Genomic DNA, 20,755 nt, shown 5'->3' with positions numbered 1-20,755 from the left:
TTTGAAATCTGCGCAATACAAGCTTTACCAGCACATTTGAAATTTGCACATCAATACATTAATTCGTATTCAGAATTAACCTCGGTTCGTCATAATTGATCATCCTGTGCCTTTCGGGAGATGGGATAGAAACAGATTTATTGGCCGAGTAATCGTAGCTGATACAAACCGTTTTGCCGGTTGTTACAATTTCTTCGCCATTGGGGGTTATTTTTACCAATACATGCATCATATCAAAACTGCTGTTGCCTATACGAATGGTACGTACATAGCAGGCAATATTATCCTGAACAGTAATAGGCTTAAGGTAGTTGATTTCCGACCGGCCCAGAATAATGCCGGTATTGCTCCAGTCCCAGTTGATAATTTCCTTCCAATAACCAATCCGGGCTATTTCAAAATAGGTAAGATAAACGGCGTTGTTTACATGTCCAAATGAATCGATATCCGAAAAGCGGATAGGGATAAGGGTTTTATATTTATAATCTGTAAGTTTTTCAGCCATTTTCGGTCATTTTGTCTGCCTAAAATATTTAATAGTGACTTTTTGTCGTTTGATATAGGCGGTTTTGCTGTTGGTACAGCAGTTGATCAATAGGTTACGAAGTTAATAAAAAACAAAACTTTAGGAGGATATAAAAATGACATTAGTAAAATTTAACAACGGCCTTAAAAACACTTCAGCTAACCCATTTTTTAGCGATGTATTTGATTCACTGATCAATGATTCATTTTTAAGTGATAAACTGATTGCCCGTGTGCCTGCAGTTAACATCGCAGAAACCGAAAATGAGTTTCATGTTGAACTGGCTGTACCTGGCTTAAAGAAAGAGGATTTTAAAATCAATCTTGACAAAAATGTATTAAGCGTAGCTGCAGAAAAGAAAGCCGAAAATGTTGAAGAAGGTAAAAAATTCAGCAAACGTGAATATAGCTACAATTCATTTGTAAGGTCATTCACATTGCCTGAAAGTGCCGATCAATCAAAAATTGAAGCCGATTATACCGATGGTATCCTGAAGCTTACTGTAGCAAAAAGAGAAGAAGCTAAATTTCAAACAAGAGAAATAGCTGTTAAATAATTAAAGACTGTTTTCATAAAGTAGTTAGTTTGGTTTGAAGGCCGCCCTGTTATGGGGCGTTTTTTTTTTGCAAAATAACCGAGCTGTAGTTGTAAGATATTTTAACTAATGACTTAGTAGTTAAATTAAATAAAGACCATCCAAAGAGATGACCGTAGATTGTATCTCCCGTTTGATCGGAATGGCGTCAGGGCAATGTCTTAGGATAGGTAGCCCTTTTAATAAAAGAATAATTTGGTTAGGAATATCCTTGATTTGGTTTAAACGGTGCAGATCGTAATACAGACCTTTGTTCTATTAATATAATTAAGCAAATGGAAAGTCAAGATCATAATCAACTGATCGCGCTGATAACGGGCGCTAATCAGGGTGTAGGGAATGAAATTGCTAAAGCACTTGCCGCTAACGGCTATATTGTTTATTTGGGTTCCCGTAGCCTGGAGAACGGCGAAAAGGCAGCCACCGAGATTGGCGATAATGCAAAAGCGGTTCAACTGGATGTCACACAGCAGGAAAGTATCAATGCGGCGATAGCTAAAATAACCAGTGAATATGGACGCCTGGACCTGCTGGTGAATAACGCAGGTATCTCTCACGCAGGAACATCTCCCAAAAAACCGGAAGAGTTAATGGCCACCGGCCGTGCCGTTAACGTATCGCTGGATGAGGTACGCGCTGTTTGGGAAACCAACGTTTTCGGTGTGATCGCTGTAACCCAGAAGGCGTTGCCCTTACTGCGAAAATCGGCAGCAGCACGCATCGTTAACGTATCCAGCGGCCTTGGCTCCCTTACCTGGATCTCCGATCCGGAATGCTGGGCACGTGAACATTTCGGCATCGTCTACGCTGCATCTAAGACTGCTTTAAATGCGGTAACCCTGGCTTTTGCCTTAGAGTTGGAGAAAGAGGGGATCAAGGTAAACGCGACCAGCCCAGGTTATACAGCTACTGCGCTCAATAATTTCCAGGGAACAGATAGTCTGGAAGTAGGTTCGCGTGAGCCGGTACGCGTCGCACTCGAGACAGATGGCCCGACAGGCGGATTTACCGGCCCGGAAGGAAAACTGCCCTGGTAATTCGATTAATCGCTATTACCTGACGCTTAAATGACCGGCGGCTGAGGCTGTTGCCGGTCATATTAAGTAATTTTAGCTATGAAAATAGAAAATCCTAAAATCGCTAAAGTAGAATCGATTAAAGAGGTTCACCGTATGCTGAATCTCCCAGGGCCTAAGCATCCGTTGATCACCTTGTTTGATACACGCGACGAACGGACCAATTTAAGCTGCTTACCGGTCAGTTACGTGACCTCTCTGTACAAGATATCCTTTATTGAAAAGCTGGGCGGCAAGTTTAGATACGGGCAGGGCTATTATGATTTTGACGAAGGCAGTATGGTATTCACCGCACCTAACCAGGTGGTTGGCAGCACAGCCGTATATAAAGGAAATGAAGGTTATTCGTTGATCTTTCATCAGGATTTTTTGCAAGGTTTTCCCTTAGCTGCCAAGATCAGGCAGTATGGTTTTTTCTCATATTCATCAAACGAAGCGCTTCACCTTTCTGAACAGGAAAGAACGACCGTTTCATCCATTTTTAAGATCATTGAAGAAGAGTTGAACAGCCGCATCGACGATTTCAGCCAGGAGGTGGTGATTGCGCAGATCGAATTGCTTTTGACGTACGCCAAACGCTTTTACAAACGTCAGTTCCTGACGAGACAGGCCGCCACCAGCGACCTGCTTCAGCGGTTCGAAGCGGCACTCAACAGTTATTTCCAAAAAGAAATGCCAACAAAAAGAGGGTTGCCTACCGTTCAGCACATGGCGGATCGATTAAACTACACACCAAATTACCTGAGTGATATGTTGCGCTCGCTTACCGGGCTTAGCGCACAACAGCACATCCAGGAGCAACTGATCGAGAGATCTAAAGAATTACTTGCAACATCTACATTGAGCATTAGCCAGGTCGCCTATCGATTGGGATTCGAGCATCCGCAATCGTTTAGCCGCCTTTTTAAGACCAAAACGCAGCTGTCGCCTGCTCAATTCAAATCTTCATTGAATTGATTAAACTTACTATCTATTAGCTAAATCACCGAAAATTTCCATACATAAGCGCGGGCAGGAATTTACTTTTGCCTGTGCAAATTTGAACGGTCACGGTGTATCCGGGTTAAGGAAAATTACATGAACGGTTTTTGCGTAAGCGAAATACTGGCTGATCAGAGCTGGCCTTGGGTTTGTTCGCCGTGGATGCTAAGCAAGACCGGCAGTATTTCAGACTAAGAGTTGCTCAAAAGGTTGACCAAATTGCACCAAAACTTAATTGTTTTAATGGTTTCGTCGGATGGGGCTAGCGCCCCAGACCTTTGTATGGGATTAAATGAAGACAAGGGTTTAATGATATCTATTTTATGATAGGTGGACTTAAGACAGCCAAGTAGAGATTGGTATTCTACCTTGAAGGTGCAAAGCGTACTGGTGTATGGGTAAGCGGTAGCGGGAAAGCTTGACCGTTCAGCTGACTTTTTAGATCAACGCCTCCGCAAGTCAGACGGACGTGATGAGGTGAAAGCATAAAATGTATCACTAAATGATGCAACACTGGCATACCCCACCTCAAAAGCAATATCAGCGATAGGTTTTTGTGTTTTCACAATCATCTCTATCGCCGTTATCATACGCAGGCTCTTAACATATTGCAAAAACGAAATACGTAATTGCGACTGAAACAGGCGCGATAACGACCGCTCGCTCATGGCAAAATGTCCGCTTACATCAGCTATAACTAATTTTTCGCTTATATGGCTTTCTAAATAATTGATGATCTTTTGCATTAGCTCATGTTCAGTTTTGGGCAACATAATAGGCAACGACCTTTTGTTTAAGTCGGGCAGCATATTCTTCAGCGCTACCAGGAAATCGAAATTACGATCGCCAATGCCTATATGGAGTTCGTCCCAACGCTCGGTATAATTGATCATTTGAATTAGCAACTCGCTAGCCGGATAAATACCCAGTTTGCCATAAAATTCGTTCGCGTCGTCGTTGGTGGAATAAAAATAAAGTGATCTTAAAGCTGTTGCGAAGACGCCCACCCGAAGTTCATGTATCAAGCCCTGCGGAATCCAGAAATAGTGCCTTGCAGGCACTACATAGGTTTTGTTTTGTGTGGTGATGTAAGCCAGACCGCCCTCAACGTAGCTTAACTGGCCCTTGGTATGGGTATGAAAAGGGATTAATTTCTCTGATCTTTCATGCATCACAAAAACCGAATCCGGCTTATTATCAATTTCGGGGAGGGAAGCTATTAATCCAATCTTCGTCATTAGAATATCATCGCAATTCAAAGTTAATAAAAATTGGCCGGAATGATGAAAATATTGGCAACTTAGGCGAAAGTGAACAGTTGTGAGAGGCATATTTTTGCCACAAATATGTACTACAGTAAAATATTGATCGCATTTGCTGGTTTGTTAGCCGCAAATAGCGCATATAGCCAGTCTAAAAACACTGCCTTCCTTACATTGCCGGACGCCTGGCGCAAAGCCGAACAAAACAGCAGGCAGATTGAGATTACCAGAAAAGCCAATTTGATTGCTGACGAGGAGATTAAGGACGCAATAATGGAACGGTTGCCCGAAGTAAGTTTGCTTGGCAGCATTGAAAAGGCAACCAATATGCCCATTTATGAAAATGGCCTTTTTTCTTCGCACACGCAGGAACACGAAATTATACACACTTTATACAAAGCGGGGGCCGATTTTTATCTGAACCTTTATAATGGCAATAAGCTTAACCTTAAAATTGAAGAGAATAAGCTATTGTACCAGATTGCGGTTATCCATAATAACGAAGCGATCTCTGTCATCAGGTATAAAACGGCCGCGCTGTATCTTGATCTTCAAAAGGCCTTGGTCTTCAGGAAACTGATCATTAAGGATATTGCCGATCAGGAAAAGCAATTGTTGGAGATAAAAGCCCTTCAAAAAAATGGGGTGGTCTTAAAAAGCGATGTGCTGCGTGTTGAACTGGATCTTTCCAGGCGTAAGATGGCTTTGGTAACCATAGAGAATGATATTCTTATCGCTACACAGAAACTAAACATCATTATGGGCGAACCGGATGAAAGTGTGATCATCCCCACAGAGTTCGATTCAGTTGACGTGCCAGAATCGCCTTATGAAAAATACCTCGCCGACGCAATGGAACATTCCTTTGCGTACCATATTTCTGAAAAGCAAACGCAGGTTAGCAAACTGCATCTTAGCCAGGTAAAAGCCAACTATCAGCCAAAGGTTGGGCTTTACAGCGATTTTTCATACGCTAACCCGCAAATATTCCTATTTCCTTACAATCCTGCCTGGTACTCGCTTGGTGTTGCCGGTATCAAGGTTACTATGCCGCTATCGCAACTTTATCAAAACAGGCATAAAGTGAACTCGGCTAAACTGGAGCTTGATAAAGAAGAAACCACTCATAAAGACATTGAGGACAAAGTGCGGCAACAGGTTAAAGAGGCTTACTTACGATATAAGGAATCGCTGGTGCAAATTGGTGTGGCCGAGGTTGATGTGGCCCATGCACAGGAAAATGCCCGCATTATTAAAAATACCTATTTCAATCAAACTTCATTAATTACCGATTTGCTTGATGCCGATGTGCAGGTGCTGCAAACACGCTTTGAGCTGGCAACCGCACGTATTGTGGCCCAAAACAAATATTATCTACTTCAAAACATCACCGGCGTACTTTAACATGAAAAAAAAGCATATAGTAACAGATCGAATTATTACCAAGATAACCGGTTGGATAGCCGGCCTTACCATTATAGCCCTGGCAATTTGGGCCGTATTTACACTTTGGGAGTATCATGAGTATGAGCAAACTAATGACGCACAGGTACAGGAGTACGTAAACCCTGTTATATCGCGTGCGGGAGGTTTTATAGTGGCCGTAAAGTTTGAAGAGAACCAGCCGGTAAAAAAGGGAGATACCTTATTAATTATAGATAACCGGGAGTACACGTTACAAGTTGCGCAGACCCGGGCAGCTATACAAAAAGCCGAGGCACAGTTAGAGGTATTAAAAAGTAACATACACACCACGCAAAAAACTGCCGGTTCTGCTAAAGCTCAAATTAAAGCAAGCGCTGCAAAAGTTTGGAAACAGCGGCTTGACTTTGAACGTTATTTGCGCCTTTATAAAGAGGAGTCAGCAACTAAACAACAGCTTGAAAATGTTCAGGCTGCCCTGGATGTGAACAATAGCGATTTCCAGTCGGCAGAGGAAAACTACGGAGCCGCAGAATCAAAAATAGACGATATTATAGCAGAAAAGACGGTATTAAGGGCAGAAATTGCACGTTTAAAAGCCTTGCTTGACCGCAACATGCTTGATGTTGAATATACCGTTATCAGGGCTTCATATGATGGAAGAATGGGACGTCGTACGGTAGAGGTTGGTCAAATGATTAATGTTGGCGAAGTGCTGGCCTATATAGTTGATAACGAAACTGACAAATGGGTGATAGCCAATTACAAAGAAACCCAGATTGCCGGCATGCATATAGGTGATACCGTAAAAATTGTTGCCGACGCATTTCCGGACCAGGGGTTTAAGGGCACTATCATTTCATTGTCGCCCGCGACCGGTTCCAGCTTCTCGTTGCTGCCTCCGGATAACTCTACCGGTAACTATGTGAAAATTGTTCAGCGTGTGCCGGTACGTATCAGGGTCGATGCTGAAAAAAAGCAGCTGGCCATGCTTAGAGTGGGGATGAATGTTAATGTTTACGTTCCAAAAAAACAGCAGCGCCATGGATAGGGGGATTCCAATTTTTAGACGCTGGGTTCCCGGGTGGGCTATTAAGATCATCCTGTTTTCGCTTATCCTGCCCACGCTGGTGCTTTTTTTTCTGCCATTTGCAAACATCAATGCGGCAGCAGGCTATTATGGCAGCGAACCGGCAGATATACAATTTGCGGTAGCCTTGTTTTATGCCGGGTATATAGCCTTTTACAGCCTTGAACGGCGATTCTTTAACTTCCTGGCAGCAAAAGAATATTTTATCATTTTTACCATGTTGGAGTTGCTGACAACACTGGTATGTTATTTAACCAATGATCTTTATATATTATTCCCGATCCGTTTTTTCCAGGGGATGTTGTTCTCCAGTACAGTAAATCTGTCTTTATCCCTCATGTTTACCCGCCTGCACAGCGAAAGGGCCCGCGAAATAAGCTTCTCGGTTTTTTTCGGAATGCTGATATGTATCCTGCCCTTTACCAATTTGGTTACCGCCGATTTGATAGACTCTTATAATTTTAACCTGGTTTACAAGGGCGCATTGTTCTCTTACCTGCCATGCCTGTGCCTTATCATGCTGTGTATGAATAACGTCAGGTTAAACGCCCGCTTTCACTTATACAAACTCGACTGGCAAAGTTTTGTGTTTTGGAGCATCATGCTCACTTTGTTGGGGTATATTAGTATTTATGGGCAGGAATATTATTGGTTGGATGATGCCCGCATTTACTATAGCGTTGCCGCTATGATAGTTAGCACATTGATTTACATTGTACGCCAAAGAGGTTTAAAAAGACCATATCTGCATCTGGGTATATTTCGCTTTCGCAATTTTAAGTTCGCGGCCTTTCTCATCTTCGTACTTTATATATGTCGGTTTGCGGTTAATATCACCAATTCATTTTTTACAGGTGTACTTAAGCTTGATCCTATTCACGTAAGTTATATAAACAGTTGCAACCTGGGCGGCCTCATAATTGGTATTATAATTTCAGGTGCTATGATCCTGCAGAAAAAAAATATCAGGTTTATCTGGTTTCCGGGCTTTATATTATTGCTGGCTTTTCACGTCATTATGTTCTTTTTGTTTGCTACAGAGGCAAATGAAAACAACTTTTACGCTCCGCTTTTTATGCAGGGGATAGGCGTGGGGATGATCATGGTACCCACCATTGTGTATGCCATCTCTGCAGTGCCTGTTACAATTGGCCCGTCAGCAACTTCGATATGTTCAACTATGGGGTATGTTGGTTTCTGTGTTAGTGCTGCGATCATCAATTTTTGCGAGCTCTACGAAAAAAGCCGGCATTACAATGCATTTCAGGACCATCTAACAAAAGTCGACCGATTTGCATTGCACGCGCTGGCCACGCGTGGGACTGAACTGTTGTCAAAGGGGCTTTCGTTAAAGCAAGCCAGTAAAGGCGCAAACAAGCAGTTGGTAGGCGCCGTTAATCAGCAAATCCAAATCAGGTTCGCTATGGATTATTACGAGCTGATGTCAATGATGTTAGTAGCAACCTTGCTGCTTATTGCTTTATTCCCTTATCTAAATCGTACAGCAGTTTACCTGCGTTCGCGCCGGCTTGTACCTGCATAATCTAATTACTTAATATTAAACAACAAATGAAATATATAACCCTGTTGGCTATTATCATCGTTAGTACGACTGCATGCCAAAAAGATAACCAAAACTTTAAATTAAAAACGGTTACCATAAACGCCTACACAAACAAAAACTCCGGCTTGCAGCATGTTTACGTCAGGATTGTTGACGCCGCAGATCAGCAGCGAGTTATCGGTAAATCTGCTTCATATCCGTCAAACCTGCCATTGCCGGTTACGCTGGGTATAACTTCGAGTCTCAAACAAGCGCTATATAAACAAACATGTATAGTGCAGTTGTGGGCCGACTCTACAGGTTTGATTAGTTCGCAAAAAATGAACATGGACAGTTATAAAATCGTCTTTCCGTTAGAGATGGATGTCAAAAATAAAGACATGGATGTTACGCTATCAGGCAACTGGGACTAAGCATTAACAATACCTATATTTATAAAAAACAATGAATACCATGATGTCTGATCCATCTGATGAAGCGATCGTATATTTTATATTTTCAACCACGCATGGTGTTAAAGCCACTCTGATTAACGGGTGACACGTTCAGCAAATCGCTTACCGAAGGATTGGTCAATGAGTTAAAAGAAAAACGCAACAAGAACATATAGCAAACCAATGTAAATTCGTTTTTCGGAACGGAGAAGTTCTGAATTTGGCATATGTTCTTATCCGGTTATCATCAAAAAGTTCTCTTATTTGCCTCTCAACTTTAAATATTACCAGTACTGTTACGCCAAAGTTGTTTGTTATTTCAAAACTACCTCCCAATCGCTTACTAAGCACCTTAATCATCTCCATCCCTAATGAAGAGGTCCCGGTTAAATTAAAATCTGGAGGCAGCCCTTTGTCGTCGTCACTAATAAGTAAGGCGATGATTTCTGGTTCCGACAGCTTCGCATTAATAGTATTTCTCCTCCTGTTTTATTAAATGCATATTTGATACTATCGGTGATAGCTTCGTTTAATATCAGGCCCATAGGCACCGCCTGCGATATATCCAGATTCATCTGGTCTAAATTCTCTTAAAATTGATTTTTGGGTGCCCGCAATCATAGCAGGTGTAGAGATATCTAACTAAGGCGGTGATGTAGTCGGCCATAACAATAGTTGCTACAGTTCGTGCGTAATTACAACCATGCTCATATTTCCATCGCATACGGCGTAGTGATATTCGGTTAAAAAATGATCTATGTTCTGGGCGACCTGATGTTCTGGCGCGCGCGCCGTGTAGATGAATAAGGTTTGATACGGAGGCGAATCGGCCGTCCAACTTGTAGATCCTGTTGAAAAAAGTGCCTTGAAGCAGTTCAGGCAATTGGCTTTAATTCAACAGCGTCTTTTTAAAATCTTTCGGAGGTTGGCCCACCTCTTTCCTGAACAGCCGGGAAAAGTAAGACATGTTCTCAAACCCGAGAGAATAGGCAATTTCTGAAATATGGTCGCCAGATTCCCGCAACCGGTTTTTAGCGACCGAGATGAGCGCAATATGGATCAGTTCCTGCGCGGTTTTCCCGGTCTCCAATTTCAGCGCATTACTGAGGTAACGTGGCGACATGTTCAGCTCGGCGGCGAGTGCGGATACTGAGGGCAGCCCCTCTTTCATCAATTTGTCCTGGCGGATGAAATCGTCCAGCAGCCTTTGGAAAGCCGAAACCGTTTTGCCGCTTAATTCCCGGCGGTTGATAAACTGCCGTTTATAAAAACGCTCAGCGTACTTCAATAAGGAGTCGATATTGACCAGTATAATGTTCCGGCTAAACTCGTCCTGGTTATTATTGTATTCTGCGTCGATCGATTCGAAGAGACGCACGATGATCTTTTCTTCTTTGGGCGCCAGGTGTAAGGCTTCATCCGCTTCATAGTCAAAAAAGGCATGCCGCCCGATCTCGCGCTGCAGGGCGCTGCCCAGTAAAAAGTCTTCATGGAACAACAGGATATAGCCACCTTCTTCCAGCTCCAGGTTATTTATCTCGATAACCTGGCGGGGTTTCCAAAACACCATCGAGCCTTTTTCGTGATCGAAGCGCGTGCGCCCGTAAAGCCAGTGCCCGGCTTTGATATTTTTCAGGCCGATCATGTAAAAATCACAGGTGAATTCCCGGAAGTTCAGGACCAGGCCGGGCGTAATCTTCAGCAGGCTGAGCATGGGGTGCTCCGGTTCTGGCAGGCCATTCTCGCTGTGCATCTCGCTTAGTGAGCGGAAGTGTTTCATGAGGACCAATTTAAAAAAGATCAGGTACTATATTGTCTTAAATGACAATCAATATGGATCAGCGCCAATTTACCCCATTGTCTGCTAGTCAGCCTGCCGAACAGGGGATGCGGCCCCCAGGCGTCGGTTGGCGTGATCCAGGCTTTGTCCAGGATATCTAGCAACAGCTTGTTCTCCTGCTCAAAATCAAATTGCTGGTAATGCGGTATCGCAAAATTCAGGGGCATACGCAGTCCCCGCGGCTGCTCAGGAAAGAAGTCCACCAGTAACCATTTGAATATCGTACGACTGAGCCCGTAACTCTCATCCCAAAGGCTGAAATAACCCAATGCCCCGCCCGGCGAAAGGTTGAAGTGGTGCAACATCTGCGCTGCAGCCATCGTCCCCCACACCCGTTCAGATCGGGCTCAGGCCTTGCATCCGCCGCCGGATCTCGGTCTGCTTTTGCGGGCTGTAAAACAGCAACCCGTCTACCTGTAGCGTAATAATAGTTTTGGGCAGATAACGAAGGGTGGCGATAACGTAAAGCCATAGTTCCTTGTTGATGAGGTTACGTTTCATGGCAGGCAATTCAGGCGGTGAGTTCAGTGGGTGTGAATTTACCGGCCCAGGCTTCGATTTCCTGGCTGACTTTATCGCGGTTGCTGCGGTAAGTTTGCAGGGAGTCCTTTCCGACCGGTAAATGAAGCGGCGAATTTTCAGTGTTCGCCAGTTCCAGTACCACTCGCGCCAGTTTGGCGGGGTCGCCGGGTTGGTTACCGTGCAGGGCTTCCGGTACAGCCTTCATTTGGCCTACCGTGGTAGTCTGGTAGTCGGAGATCGACTCTTTGGTCAGAGAATAACTCTGGGCATTCAGGAACTGTGTGCGGAACAGGCCGGGTGCCAGGGCGGTAACCTTGATGTTAAAGGGAGCTAGTTCTAGAGCCAGGCCTTCGGATAAGCCTTCAACAGCGTATTTGGTCGAGCCGTATAAGGCCCAGCCCGCTAAAGCACCGTAGCCGAACAGGGAAGAAATGTTGATGATGTGCCCCGACTTTCTTTCCCGCATACCTGGCAACAGGGCGCGGACCAGGTTCAGCACACCGAACACATTGGTGTCATACTGTCGCTTCACTTCTTCATCCGAAGCTTCTTCGATCGCGCCAACGATGCCGAAACCAGCATTATTGACGAGTACATCGATCTGTCCGAACTGCTTAAGGGCCTCGCTGACACCTTGTTTTACTTCGGCCTCTTTGGTGACATCCAGACTCACAACCAACAGGTCTGTCGGGTTACCCAGGGCAACCTTTAGGCCAGCGGCGTCGTTACGAACGGTAGCAATGACCTTGTCGCCCGCTGCAAGAACGGTTTTAACGATTTCCAAGCCCAAGCCTTTGCTGGCACCTGTGATTAGCCAAATTTTTTGTTTCATGATTTTGATTTTAAATGATTTACCGATTTCTTATACACCAAAGGTAGCCCGGTGCCGGCCAGTGCTGCTAACCTGGATCGCACGAATACTGACACAGATTTACCGTTTAGCTGAACACCGCTTTGTTCTTTCTGAAAAAATGGGACAGTGTCTCCGGCTGCTGGCCGGTGATGGTTTCAATTAGGTCGTTCGTCCCGGCGAAAACGCCGTTTATACAATCTTCCGCAACGTGGGTCACGTGCTGGATAAAATGTTTGCTGGCCGGTCTTTTGGCATTACGTTCAAAAAATTGAGCTATGGTCACGGGTTGGTACCGGATCGTTCTTCCCAGTTCGCCGGATATGACCGCAGCCATTTCTGCCAGGCTGTATTCCTGCGGGCCGTAAAGCCGAAGGATCTGCCCGGCATAGGCGGTTATATTGGTGGCTACTTTGGCGACTACGCGTCCCAGGTCGGCAGAATCCACCGGTGCCCAGAGTCCGTCGCCGAAAGGCAATGCGATTTCGTTGTTTTCCCGGATCAGGTCGCGGATATACAAGAACCAATCGTCAAAAAAGGTAGGCCTTAAATGAACGCTGGGAATGCCGGTAGCGTTGAGCAATTGCTCTCCTGCCCAATGATCCTGGGCTGCGTTGCTTTTAGCTTCCCGCCTGGCGGATATCTGCGACATATTGACGATGCCTTTCAGTCCATTCTCCTTAGCGGCTATGGCAAAATAAGCGGTAGCCTGTAATACGCCGGGCACCAAAACTGGGTAACACAAGTATGCGGTGTCGATGCCCTGCATGGCTGCAGCGATGTCGTCGAGGTTCAACAGGTCACCGGCTACCACCTCAACGCCTTTGGCAGCCAGTCGCGCCGAACGTTCATCCGGTTGATGGACGAGCGCCCTCACTGGATAGCCCATTTTTAATAGTTCATCGATGGCGGCGCCACCACTCTTGCCGGTCGCGCCGGTGATGAGTACTTTGATTTGCTTTTCCATTTGTTTTATATTGAATGATCAAAGATAGCCCGGGCCTGGCGGGGGCTGCTAACCCGGAATGCTGAATTACTGACACAGATTGTCGGGGCTTTAAGGAGGCATTATTATTGGGTAAGTAAATCAAACTTTTGGCTAACCAGCCCTGCAGCACAGGGCTGGTGTCATTAATGCGCGTAATATGGTGACATCATCAGGTAAACGATAACACCCGTAAGGCTGACGTAAAGCCAGATGGGCATTGTCCAGCGGGCCACTTTATGATGACGGTTGATCTCGTCATTGAGAGCCAGCGCTATGGTGTATATCGCCAGCGGTACGATGATGATGGCCAGGAGGATATGCGTGATAAGGATAAAATAATACACATATTGCAGGGTGCCTTTGCCTGCGTATCTGGTAGATGGTGTGGTAAAATGATAGGCCAGGTAGCTGATTAGGAACAGGCTGGTCGCGGCAAAGGCGATTCCGATGAAACGCCGGTGCCAGTCGCGGCGTTTACGCCGAATGGCTATCAGTGCGGCCAGTAAGGCCACAAAGGTAAGGCCATTTAAAATGGCATTGATCTGTGGCAGTAGCATAATTTTTATGCCGCCAGGTAGTGCTGCTTTGGGTAAAAAAGCCGAGAGTGCGATCAATCCGTTGATCGCCAGGGCCAGCGCCCAGATCCATCGTTGGTAGTTTTTCATTAGTCGGCAAAAGGGGCGCTATTAAAAAAGGCCTGCGGAACTGGGATGTTGAGCTGGCCGGTCCGGTGATGCTCGATGCAGGCGCACATATGGAAACGGTGCGGGTAGGGCTGCTTACGGTCGAACTCGTTCTCGAACAGTTCGAGGAAGCCTTGTTTGAACCCCAGCCGTGGATAATGCTGTACGACATCGTCTACTGCCTGGGCATCCAGTTCGAACCCAGCCGGCAGCCCGGTAATATCATAAAGGATGCCGTATTGCAGCATGCGCGTAGCATCATCTTTAAACAGGTTAAGGTCGCCAACGTGCAGCGCGATGTTGTGCCATACTTTCCAGGCGCGCTCGTCGCTCACGCCGTGTTCAAGCAGGAATTGCCTTGCGGCTTCGGCGCCTTCGATTTCGAAGCGGTTTTGGCCGGACACGGATGATGTAAAACCGAGATCATGCAGAACAGCGGAAAGAAACAGAAGTTCCTGGTCTGCCGCTACCTGGTGCTTTTTGGCGAACAGGTCGGCAAAATGATAACAGCGCATAACGTGGTTGAACAGCATCGGGCTGGAGACGCTGCGTGCATAAGCTTCCGCCGCGCGGACCGGTGGTGTATCCGGTTTTAAAATTATTGAATTCATGAACTAAATATTAAAATGAACAGGCGGGTCGCCGAACAAGGCTCGCCTGCTTGCAGGTTATTGATTTTCGCCCGGGATATCACGGGCGATCTCGGTGAGCTGACCGCTGTTGATTTCATAAAAGAAACCATACAATTTGATATTTTTTGGCACCAGCGGACTGTTGCGCAGCATTTCCAAGTCGTGTTTAACGGATTGCTCGAAGTCAAGTATGGCCATGCTGTCATGATCGATCAGTGTTGCGATGTCGGCATGGTGATGCTCATGAAACGAATGAATGAGATGTTCCGGCTCAAAGGCGGTAGCGCCACAGAACGAGTGGTGAACCACAACCACCTTCTCAAAATGAAAGAGATAGTCCATAGTAGCGACGGATTGCAGCGCAGAGAAGGCGCGGCCGCCGGCATTGGATACCGTGAACAGCGTGCGGGTATTACCCACCCGGTTACCGTCGGCGTCAAGGATGTTTTCGCCCGGGTACACTTCGTCTCCGAAGTAGTTGGCTACCGCTTGCGGTATTTCCGAAGCGCGGGGGTCGAAGCAATGAATGACTATGGTTTTCATGGGAATGGCTTGATTGAAGCCTTCGAAATGTTCTTGGTCGAACCAGGGTTGCTTCCTGAATTCGAATTGGCTAAGATTTGTCATGTCTGTGAATTTTGTTGGATCAAAAGTAAACAGATCTGTATACTTTTGCAATTAAAAGTAAACAGAACTGTCTACTTTTACATTCCGCTGATAATCCATGCACTTAAAATTTTTAATTTTGAATATGGCAGATACACTTAGCTCCTTCAGGGATTTGCGGACGGAGAAGATCGAAGAACTGAAACCACGCGAACGGATACTAAAGACCGCGATTCGTCTTTTTAATGAACATGATGTACACACGATCGGCATTGACCGGATCATTGCGGAGAGCCAGGTATCTAAAAGAACTTTTTACAGTTATTTCCCTTCAAAATCTGATCTGACCGCAGCTTACCTGGAGTTTTGGGACGCTTTCCGGTTTGATATCCTGGAAAAACGGGTAGGGGAAGCAAGTAATGAGCCTAAAGCGCAGTTGCTGGCTGCTTTTGACGCGGTGGATGACTGGATCGCGGACCCGGATTTCAATGGCTGTGTTTTTACGCGTGGCTTGAGTGATTTTAGCACAGACGAGGAAAAGCCGCTTCGGGCAAAGGTAGACCGGCACCTGGAAAAAGCATCGGCGTTTATTCAGGAACGTTTAAGTCAAATGGTTAAACCTGCTCAGGCCAAAACACTGCTACCACAGTTACTCAGTCTCATCCTGGGAGCAATGGTGGTAGCACAGGCGACCGGTCGGAAAGACACGGCGAAACTCAACAAGGCTGCGGCGACACATTTGCTCAACGTCTGATCACCTAACCGTTGATTACTTGAATGAAGCCTAAACTCCATCGGCGATTGTCGTGTCTTAGTGGATATCCAGGAGCCATTGATCAATGTGTTCCGGAGAAGGGGGCATTGTATTCTGTAACACTTTTACATACTATCTTTCTGAATTACATATTTAAAATTAGGTATTCATCGACACAACTGTTTATCTGATGAACGCGGAACAACGTGGCCAAGCATGCAGCAATCTCCACCAAGTAGCCTTTTTCAAATTCTCGAACCGCTTAAATCTTCTTAAATGCTTGATGAAAAATGCATTGGTTCTATCAAGTGGTTAACTGATTCGAAAAGCGCCCACTTGGATTTTTCTATTTGTTTTGTATACAAGACACATTTAAGGCTTTTCACTGTACCAACGGCAATAGGTGTCCCAAGTGGGATATAGGCAAATGTGGACTGAATAGATTTTTTGCATTGCGGATTTTATGATTAGTAAAGGCATTCAAAAAAACGGCATTTAAATCAGTTTTACTTTCGCGCTTGTTGCAAATACATTAGAGTTTGTTGCGTTGATTGACTCCAAAAACGCTTGATCTGGCTTATCTATGTAGCTGCGGAGCTTTTTTTAAAAAATATTTAATTCCGCAACGATGGGCAGGTGGTTCCATTTTTCGCTATAGATGCTCACGCGGTGCTGGAAGTAAATATGAACAATAGTGCTAAAAAGCGGTATCAATGTCGTGAAGGAAAAAGTTGTTGAGGCATACAGCGAAAAAAAACAAAATGGCTTCCCATTATTTATCCCGCAATTTGATTGATTGCTAAAAATATTAGTAATTTTGGTTGGTATGAATGTAGACAGGATAACGGAAAAGCTCAATATTTTGGCCGACGCGGCTAAATATGATGTTTCATGTGCATCGAGCGGAAGTAACAGGAAAAATAAGGACAAGGGTTTGGGAAATGCCAGTAACGGAATTTGCCATAGTTATACGGAAGATGGGCGTTGTGTTTCGTTATTGAAGATCCTGCTTACCAATCATTGTATTTTTGATTGCGCATATTGTGTGTCTCGGAAGAATAATGATATCAAACGGGCCGCGTTCACGGTACAGGAAGTAGTTGACCTTACCATTAACTTTTATCGCCGCAATTACATTGAAGGCTTGTTTTTAAGCTCTGGTATTTTTAAAAATGCTGATTATACCATGGAGCGATTAGTGCAGGTAGCTAAAAAACTCCGAACTGAGCATAACTTTAACGGATACATCCACTTAAAATCCATTCCGGGTGCAAGTGCGGAGCTAATGCAGGAGGCCGGGTTATATGCCGACAGGCTCAGTGTGAATTTAGAAATGCCTACAGAAGCTGGATTAAAACTGCTTGCACCTGATAAAAACCGGCAGGACATGATCGACCCGATGCATTTTTTGAACCAGGAGATCATCCGGAACACAGAAGAGAAAAAGCTTTTCAAAAATGCCCCCATGTTTGCACCTGCAGGGCAAAGTACCCAGGTAATTGTTGGTGCCACACCCGAAAGCGATCAGCAGGTGCTGCAATCGGCTAATTATTTCTATAAAAATTTTAACTTAAAACGGGTATATTATTCGGGTTATGTACCTGTGCTGGCCGATAAGCGGCTTCCTGCCCTTAATACCGCGGTGCCACTGGTGCGCGAAAATCGTCTTTACCAGGCCGACTGGCTCATGCGTTTTTATGGTTTCCATGTAAACGAGATCGTCAATAATCAAAACCCTTTACTTGATCTGGATATTGATCCCAAACTCAGTTGGGCAATCCGCAATATGCAGGCTTTTCCTATTGATATCAATAAGGCCGATTTGCAACTGACCCTCCGGGTGCCGGGTATCGGTTTGTTATCGGCACAAAAAATTTTGGCTGCACGTAAATTTGCCGGGCTGGGCTGGGAACAGCTAAAAAAAATAGGAGTGGCCATTAACCGGGCGCGATACTTTATTATCTGCAATAGCAATGAATTTGAACGGCGGGATTTAACGGGGCAAAACATTAAGCAGTTTATTATGGCCCAATCGCAAAGCAAGTACATTAAAAATACACAAACCCAACTTAACCTGTTTTAACAATGAATACACTGGTTTACGACGGATCGTTTGAGGGGCTGCTTACAGTTGTGTTTGAGATTTACGAGCGTAAACTGTATCCTGTAAAGTTATTGAAAGGGGAGTGGCGTAGCGGTACGTTGTTTGAAGAGGTAATTCCTATTGTTACTGACGAGGCGCGCGCCGGCCGGGTATTAAAGGGATTGCGGAAAAAACTTTCAGCTGCTGGGGTGCAGCGCCTTTACATTAGTCACATGGCCGAAATTGCCGGCGAAGACTGCAACGTGCTTGGTTTTATCCGTCATGTTTTTGACAGCGACCAAAACATTGAAGAAGATTATGGCAATAAATATGTAATGCGCCTGTCGGAAATTTTAAAAATGGTGCGGCGCGAAAAACACAGGATGGAAGCTTTTGTTAGGTTTCAAAAACTGAATGACGGAACTTTTTATGCTGCCATTGAGCCTGATTTTAATGTATTGCCGTTGTTAATTAAACACTTCAAAAGCCGGTACGCTGATCAAAAATGGATGATCTATGATATTAAAAGAGCCTATGGCTTATATTATGACCTGCATGATACGCGATTCGTTGAAATGGACTTTGCCGAATTAAATACACCAATTAATGTTATTGCCGCTTATAGTGAGGATGAAGGTGTTTATCAAATCCTTTGGAAAAATTATTTTGCCAGTGTAAACATCGCTTCACGCAAAAATACCAGGCTTCATGTGCGTCATATTCCCAGGCGATATTGGCGGCATTTAACAGAGAAAATTTAACGTTTTTAAGATTTTGCGCATTTTTTCTTTTTCGATACAAATGGTTTTTCATGCATTTTGTTAATAAAGGTTGATGTTAATAATGTAGTCTGTATTTCAGTTAATTACCCTAATTTATACTTGAGAAGGACTGAAATTTAATGTTGATAAGTGTTGATTTATTGTTAATAAACTGTTAATAAAAACAACCAAAAATATTTGCCAAATCACGGTAATGTCCCGATATTTAAATCATCAAGAACGACGTACTTTGACAGCCTTTCAGGAAAACAGAAATTGAATCGGGTGAACCTTCGGGGGAACTAAAGATCAAGGGAAGTCCCTGAGTTGCAAGAAAAAATGAAAAAGGCGAAAGTCTTTTGAAAAAAGAAAGCAATTAAAGGAGGTACCGGAATTAAGAAGAAGAACTCTACGGAGGGAAACAACAGAAACCGGTGACATTGAAAATAGTCGACCGCTCGTGAGAGCAACGGACGAAGATCATGTCGGTAAGAGATACACAAAACTTGATGCTGTTGGGCAACTACGGTTAAACAACAGTTTGGAAACGGGAGTTCAAATCGCAAGAGATGACTCCCGTTTTCGCTTTTACAGGTTTTTTGTTTGAGGAGAAATTTTTCTTCAAACCTTAAAATCGTTATTTTAGGCGGATATGAAGGACGGTCAGCGTAACCAGAAGAAAATATTTGTTTTAGATACTTCTGTGATCCTGTATGATCACAACGCATTTCAAAACTTTCAGGAGCACGATGTTGCCATACCCATTCAGGTATTGGAAGAGCTCGATAATAAAAAGAACGGTAATGATACCCGCAACTTTGAAGCCCGAAGCTTCATCCGGTTGATGGATGACCTGTCGCACAATGGACTGATCAACGAATGGATCCCGCTTAACGGTAAAACTAAAGGCAGCTTTAAAGTTGCCATGGATACTAAAACTACCGGCCAGGATGCCGAGCAGATTTTTGGTTCAGATAAAACGGATCACCGCATCCTCAACGCGGCCCTCGGCTTACAGGAAGAAAATCCTGGCAAAAAAGTAGTGTTGGTATCAAAAGATATTTGCCTTCGCCTCAAAGCCAAAGCCCTTAACCTGCATGCCGAAGATTATGAAACGGGCAAGATCAAAAACCTGGAGGAACTTTATACGGGTAAAACGGATGTAGATAAGGTGACGGAAAAACTGATCACCACTCTGAATAAAAATGAAAATTTACCGGCCGAAAATTTAAAGATAGGTTCGTACACCAACAATCATTTTTACGTATTAAAAGGAAAAAAAGGTGATACTGTAGGTTTTTACAATTCACAAATTAAGCAGCTTGAAAAAGTTACCGAGCAGCCTGTTTTAAATATTCACCCTCGTAATATCGAGCAGTCTTTTGCTATTCATGCGTTATTGCACCCGGATATAAAATTAGTAACTATACAAGGAAACGCCGGCACGGGTAAAACGCTATTAGCTTTGGCCAGCGCACTTGAGCAACGTAAATATTATCGTCAAATCTTTGTTACCCGCCCTATTGTTCCTTTAAGCAATAAAGACATAGGCTTTTTGCCTGGTGATATTAAATCAAAGATTGATCCTTATATGGCCCCGATATGGGATAACCTAAAATTTATAAAGGATCAGTTCGGTGACGACGAAAAAATGCAGGCCAAAATTGATGAGTTAGTCAATAATGATAAAATCTCGATAGCTCCACTGGCTTTTATTCGCGGGCGCACGCTCAGTAAGATATTCTTTATTGTTGATGAAGCGCAAAACCTCACCCCGCACGAAGTGAAAACTATCATATCCAGGGCCGGTGAAAACAGCAAATTTGTATTTACAGGTGATATTTACCAGATAGATACCCCATATCTCGATGCCGAAAGTAATGGACTGTCGTATTTAATAGATAAAGCGAAAGGGCATCCGCTTTATGCTCACATCACCCTGCAAAAGGGGGAGAGGAGCGAACTGGCCAATTTGGCTACGGAGTTGTTGTAAAAATCAGCCTTACTTAGTTTTAAAACCTCGTAAGGCTTTACGCTTTTATATATAATTCGCTCCCTAAATTCCTGGAGTCCAAACACTGAGCGT

21 protein-coding genes are annotated in these 20,755 nt (G+C 44.3%); 11 read left to right on the top strand and 10 right to left on the bottom strand.

Annotated features, from left to right (window positions below; genetic code table 11):
- Nucleotides 1–58: 58 nt before the first annotated feature.
- The gene (locus tag J3L18_RS10535; protein WP_090525969.1) at nucleotides 59–505 is read right to left on the bottom strand and encodes an acyl-CoA thioesterase; all 447 of its coding nucleotides are present in this window, start codon (nucleotides 503–505) and stop codon (nucleotides 59–61) included.
- A 136-nt stretch (nucleotides 506–641) separates the two neighbouring features.
- On the opposite strand from J3L18_RS10535, the gene J3L18_RS10530 reads away from it, so the two are divergent.
- The 3 genes from J3L18_RS10530 to J3L18_RS10520 all read left to right on the top strand — a co-directional run bounded on the left by J3L18_RS10530 (nucleotide 642) and on the right by J3L18_RS10520 (nucleotide 3,154).
- Nucleotides 642–1,082 carry an Hsp20/alpha crystallin family protein gene (locus J3L18_RS10530; protein ID WP_090525968.1) on the top strand — a complete coding sequence of 147 codons (441 nt, stop codon included), beginning with the start codon at nucleotides 642–644 and terminating at the stop codon, nucleotides 1,080–1,082.
- 314 nt (nucleotides 1,083–1,396) lie between these two features.
- Entirely contained in the window at nucleotides 1,397–2,158 is a 762-nt protein-coding gene (locus J3L18_RS10525; protein ID WP_129571172.1) for an SDR family NAD(P)-dependent oxidoreductase, read from the top strand.
- A gap of 78 nt (nucleotides 2,159–2,236) precedes the next feature.
- Nucleotides 2,237–3,154, top strand: a complete 918-nt coding sequence (locus tag J3L18_RS10520) for a helix-turn-helix domain-containing protein (RefSeq protein WP_129571171.1) — start codon at nucleotides 2,237–2,239, stop codon at nucleotides 3,152–3,154.
- A 467-nt stretch (nucleotides 3,155–3,621) separates the two neighbouring features.
- On the opposite strand, the gene J3L18_RS10515 is transcribed toward J3L18_RS10520, so the two are convergent.
- Complete coding sequence (locus J3L18_RS10515; protein ID WP_208102464.1) at nucleotides 3,622–4,416, bottom strand: AraC family transcriptional regulator; 795 nt, start codon at nucleotides 4,414–4,416, stop codon at nucleotides 3,622–3,624.
- Nucleotides 4,417–4,524: 108 nt separating this feature from the next.
- Between J3L18_RS10515 and J3L18_RS10510 the strand changes: the two genes are divergently transcribed.
- Genes J3L18_RS10510 through J3L18_RS10495 form a run of 4 tightly spaced genes read left to right on the top strand, consistent with a single transcriptional unit; the run spans nucleotide 4,525 to nucleotide 8,929 of the window.
- Nucleotides 4,525–5,844, top strand: coding sequence for a TolC family protein (locus J3L18_RS10510; protein ID WP_129571170.1), 1,320 nt, complete (start codon nucleotides 4,525–4,527; stop codon nucleotides 5,842–5,844).
- Nucleotide 5,845: 1 nt separating this feature from the next.
- Nucleotides 5,846–6,913: an HlyD family secretion protein gene (locus J3L18_RS10505; RefSeq protein WP_129571169.1), complete on the top strand. Its 1,068-nt coding sequence runs from the start codon at nucleotides 5,846–5,848 to the stop codon at nucleotides 6,911–6,913.
- Nucleotides 6,906–8,495, top strand: coding sequence for an MFS transporter (locus tag J3L18_RS10500; RefSeq protein WP_129571168.1), 1,590 nt, complete (start codon nucleotides 6,906–6,908; stop codon nucleotides 8,493–8,495). The genes J3L18_RS10505 and J3L18_RS10500 overlap by 8 nt, the downstream gene beginning before the upstream one ends.
- Nucleotides 8,496–8,521: 26 nt before the next feature.
- On the top strand, nucleotides 8,522–8,929 hold the full coding sequence (locus tag J3L18_RS10495; protein ID WP_129571167.1) for a hypothetical protein: 408 nt from the start codon (nucleotides 8,522–8,524) through the stop codon (nucleotides 8,927–8,929).
- A 910-nt stretch (nucleotides 8,930–9,839) separates the two neighbouring features.
- On the opposite strand, the gene J3L18_RS10490 is transcribed toward J3L18_RS10495, so the two are convergent.
- The 8 genes from J3L18_RS10490 to J3L18_RS10455 all read right to left on the bottom strand — a co-directional run bounded on the left by J3L18_RS10490 (nucleotide 9,840) and on the right by J3L18_RS10455 (nucleotide 15,092).
- Nucleotides 9,840–10,730, bottom strand: a complete 891-nt coding sequence (locus J3L18_RS10490) for a helix-turn-helix domain-containing protein (protein WP_129571166.1) — start codon at nucleotides 10,728–10,730, stop codon at nucleotides 9,840–9,842.
- A 20-nt stretch (nucleotides 10,731–10,750) separates the two neighbouring features.
- Nucleotides 10,751–11,110 (bottom strand): DUF1569 domain-containing protein, encoded by a 360-nt coding sequence (locus J3L18_RS10485; RefSeq protein ID WP_129571165.1) that lies wholly within the window; start codon nucleotides 11,108–11,110, stop codon nucleotides 10,751–10,753.
- Between the two features lie 16 nt (nucleotides 11,111–11,126).
- Nucleotides 11,127–11,291, bottom strand: coding sequence for a hypothetical protein (locus J3L18_RS10480; RefSeq protein ID WP_189549412.1), 165 nt, complete (start codon nucleotides 11,289–11,291; stop codon nucleotides 11,127–11,129).
- A gap of 10 nt (nucleotides 11,292–11,301) precedes the next feature.
- A complete protein-coding gene (locus J3L18_RS10475; protein ID WP_129571164.1) occupies nucleotides 11,302–12,144 on the bottom strand; it encodes an oxidoreductase in 843 nt (280 codons plus the stop codon).
- A 106-nt stretch (nucleotides 12,145–12,250) separates the two neighbouring features.
- Nucleotides 12,251–13,129, bottom strand: a complete 879-nt coding sequence (locus J3L18_RS10470; protein ID WP_129571163.1) for an NmrA family NAD(P)-binding protein — start codon at nucleotides 13,127–13,129, stop codon at nucleotides 12,251–12,253.
- 164 nt (nucleotides 13,130–13,293) lie between these two features.
- Complete coding sequence (locus J3L18_RS10465) at nucleotides 13,294–13,815, bottom strand: DUF420 domain-containing protein (protein ID WP_129571162.1); 522 nt, start codon at nucleotides 13,813–13,815, stop codon at nucleotides 13,294–13,296.
- Nucleotides 13,815–14,444: an HD domain-containing protein gene (locus J3L18_RS10460; protein ID WP_129571161.1), complete on the bottom strand. Its 630-nt coding sequence runs from the start codon at nucleotides 14,442–14,444 to the stop codon at nucleotides 13,815–13,817. Before J3L18_RS10460 ends, J3L18_RS10465 begins: the two co-directional genes overlap by 1 nt.
- Nucleotides 14,445–14,501: 57 nt before the next feature.
- Nucleotides 14,502–15,092 (bottom strand): carbonic anhydrase, encoded by a 591-nt coding sequence (locus tag J3L18_RS10455; protein ID WP_129571160.1) that lies wholly within the window; start codon nucleotides 15,090–15,092, stop codon nucleotides 14,502–14,504.
- Between the two features lie 124 nt (nucleotides 15,093–15,216).
- Here J3L18_RS10455 and J3L18_RS10450 point away from each other — a divergent pair, with 124 nt between their 5' ends.
- The 4 genes from J3L18_RS10450 (at nucleotide 15,217) to J3L18_RS10435 (ending at nucleotide 20,662) form a co-directional block, all read left to right on the top strand.
- Nucleotides 15,217–15,825 carry a TetR/AcrR family transcriptional regulator gene (locus J3L18_RS10450; RefSeq protein WP_129571159.1) on the top strand — a complete coding sequence of 203 codons (609 nt, stop codon included), beginning with the start codon at nucleotides 15,217–15,219 and terminating at the stop codon, nucleotides 15,823–15,825.
- Between the two features lie 826 nt (nucleotides 15,826–16,651).
- Nucleotides 16,652–17,908, top strand: coding sequence for a putative DNA modification/repair radical SAM protein (locus J3L18_RS10445; RefSeq protein ID WP_129571186.1), 1,257 nt, complete (start codon nucleotides 16,652–16,654; stop codon nucleotides 17,906–17,908).
- 2 nt (nucleotides 17,909–17,910) lie between these two features.
- Nucleotides 17,911–18,669, top strand: a complete 759-nt coding sequence (locus J3L18_RS10440; RefSeq protein WP_129571158.1) for a TIGR03915 family putative DNA repair protein — start codon at nucleotides 17,911–17,913, stop codon at nucleotides 18,667–18,669.
- 652 nt (nucleotides 18,670–19,321) lie between these two features.
- The gene (locus J3L18_RS10435) at nucleotides 19,322–20,662 is read left to right on the top strand and encodes a PhoH family protein (RefSeq protein ID WP_129571157.1); all 1,341 of its coding nucleotides are present in this window, start codon (nucleotides 19,322–19,324) and stop codon (nucleotides 20,660–20,662) included.
- The last annotated feature ends 93 nt before the right edge of the window (nucleotides 20,663–20,755 follow it).

This window comes from Mucilaginibacter gossypii (genome assembly GCF_017569325.2).
Classification (GTDB): domain Bacteria; phylum Bacteroidota; class Bacteroidia; order Sphingobacteriales; family Sphingobacteriaceae; genus Mucilaginibacter; species Mucilaginibacter gossypii.
This window is presented reverse-complemented; position numbering and strand designations above follow the sequence as displayed.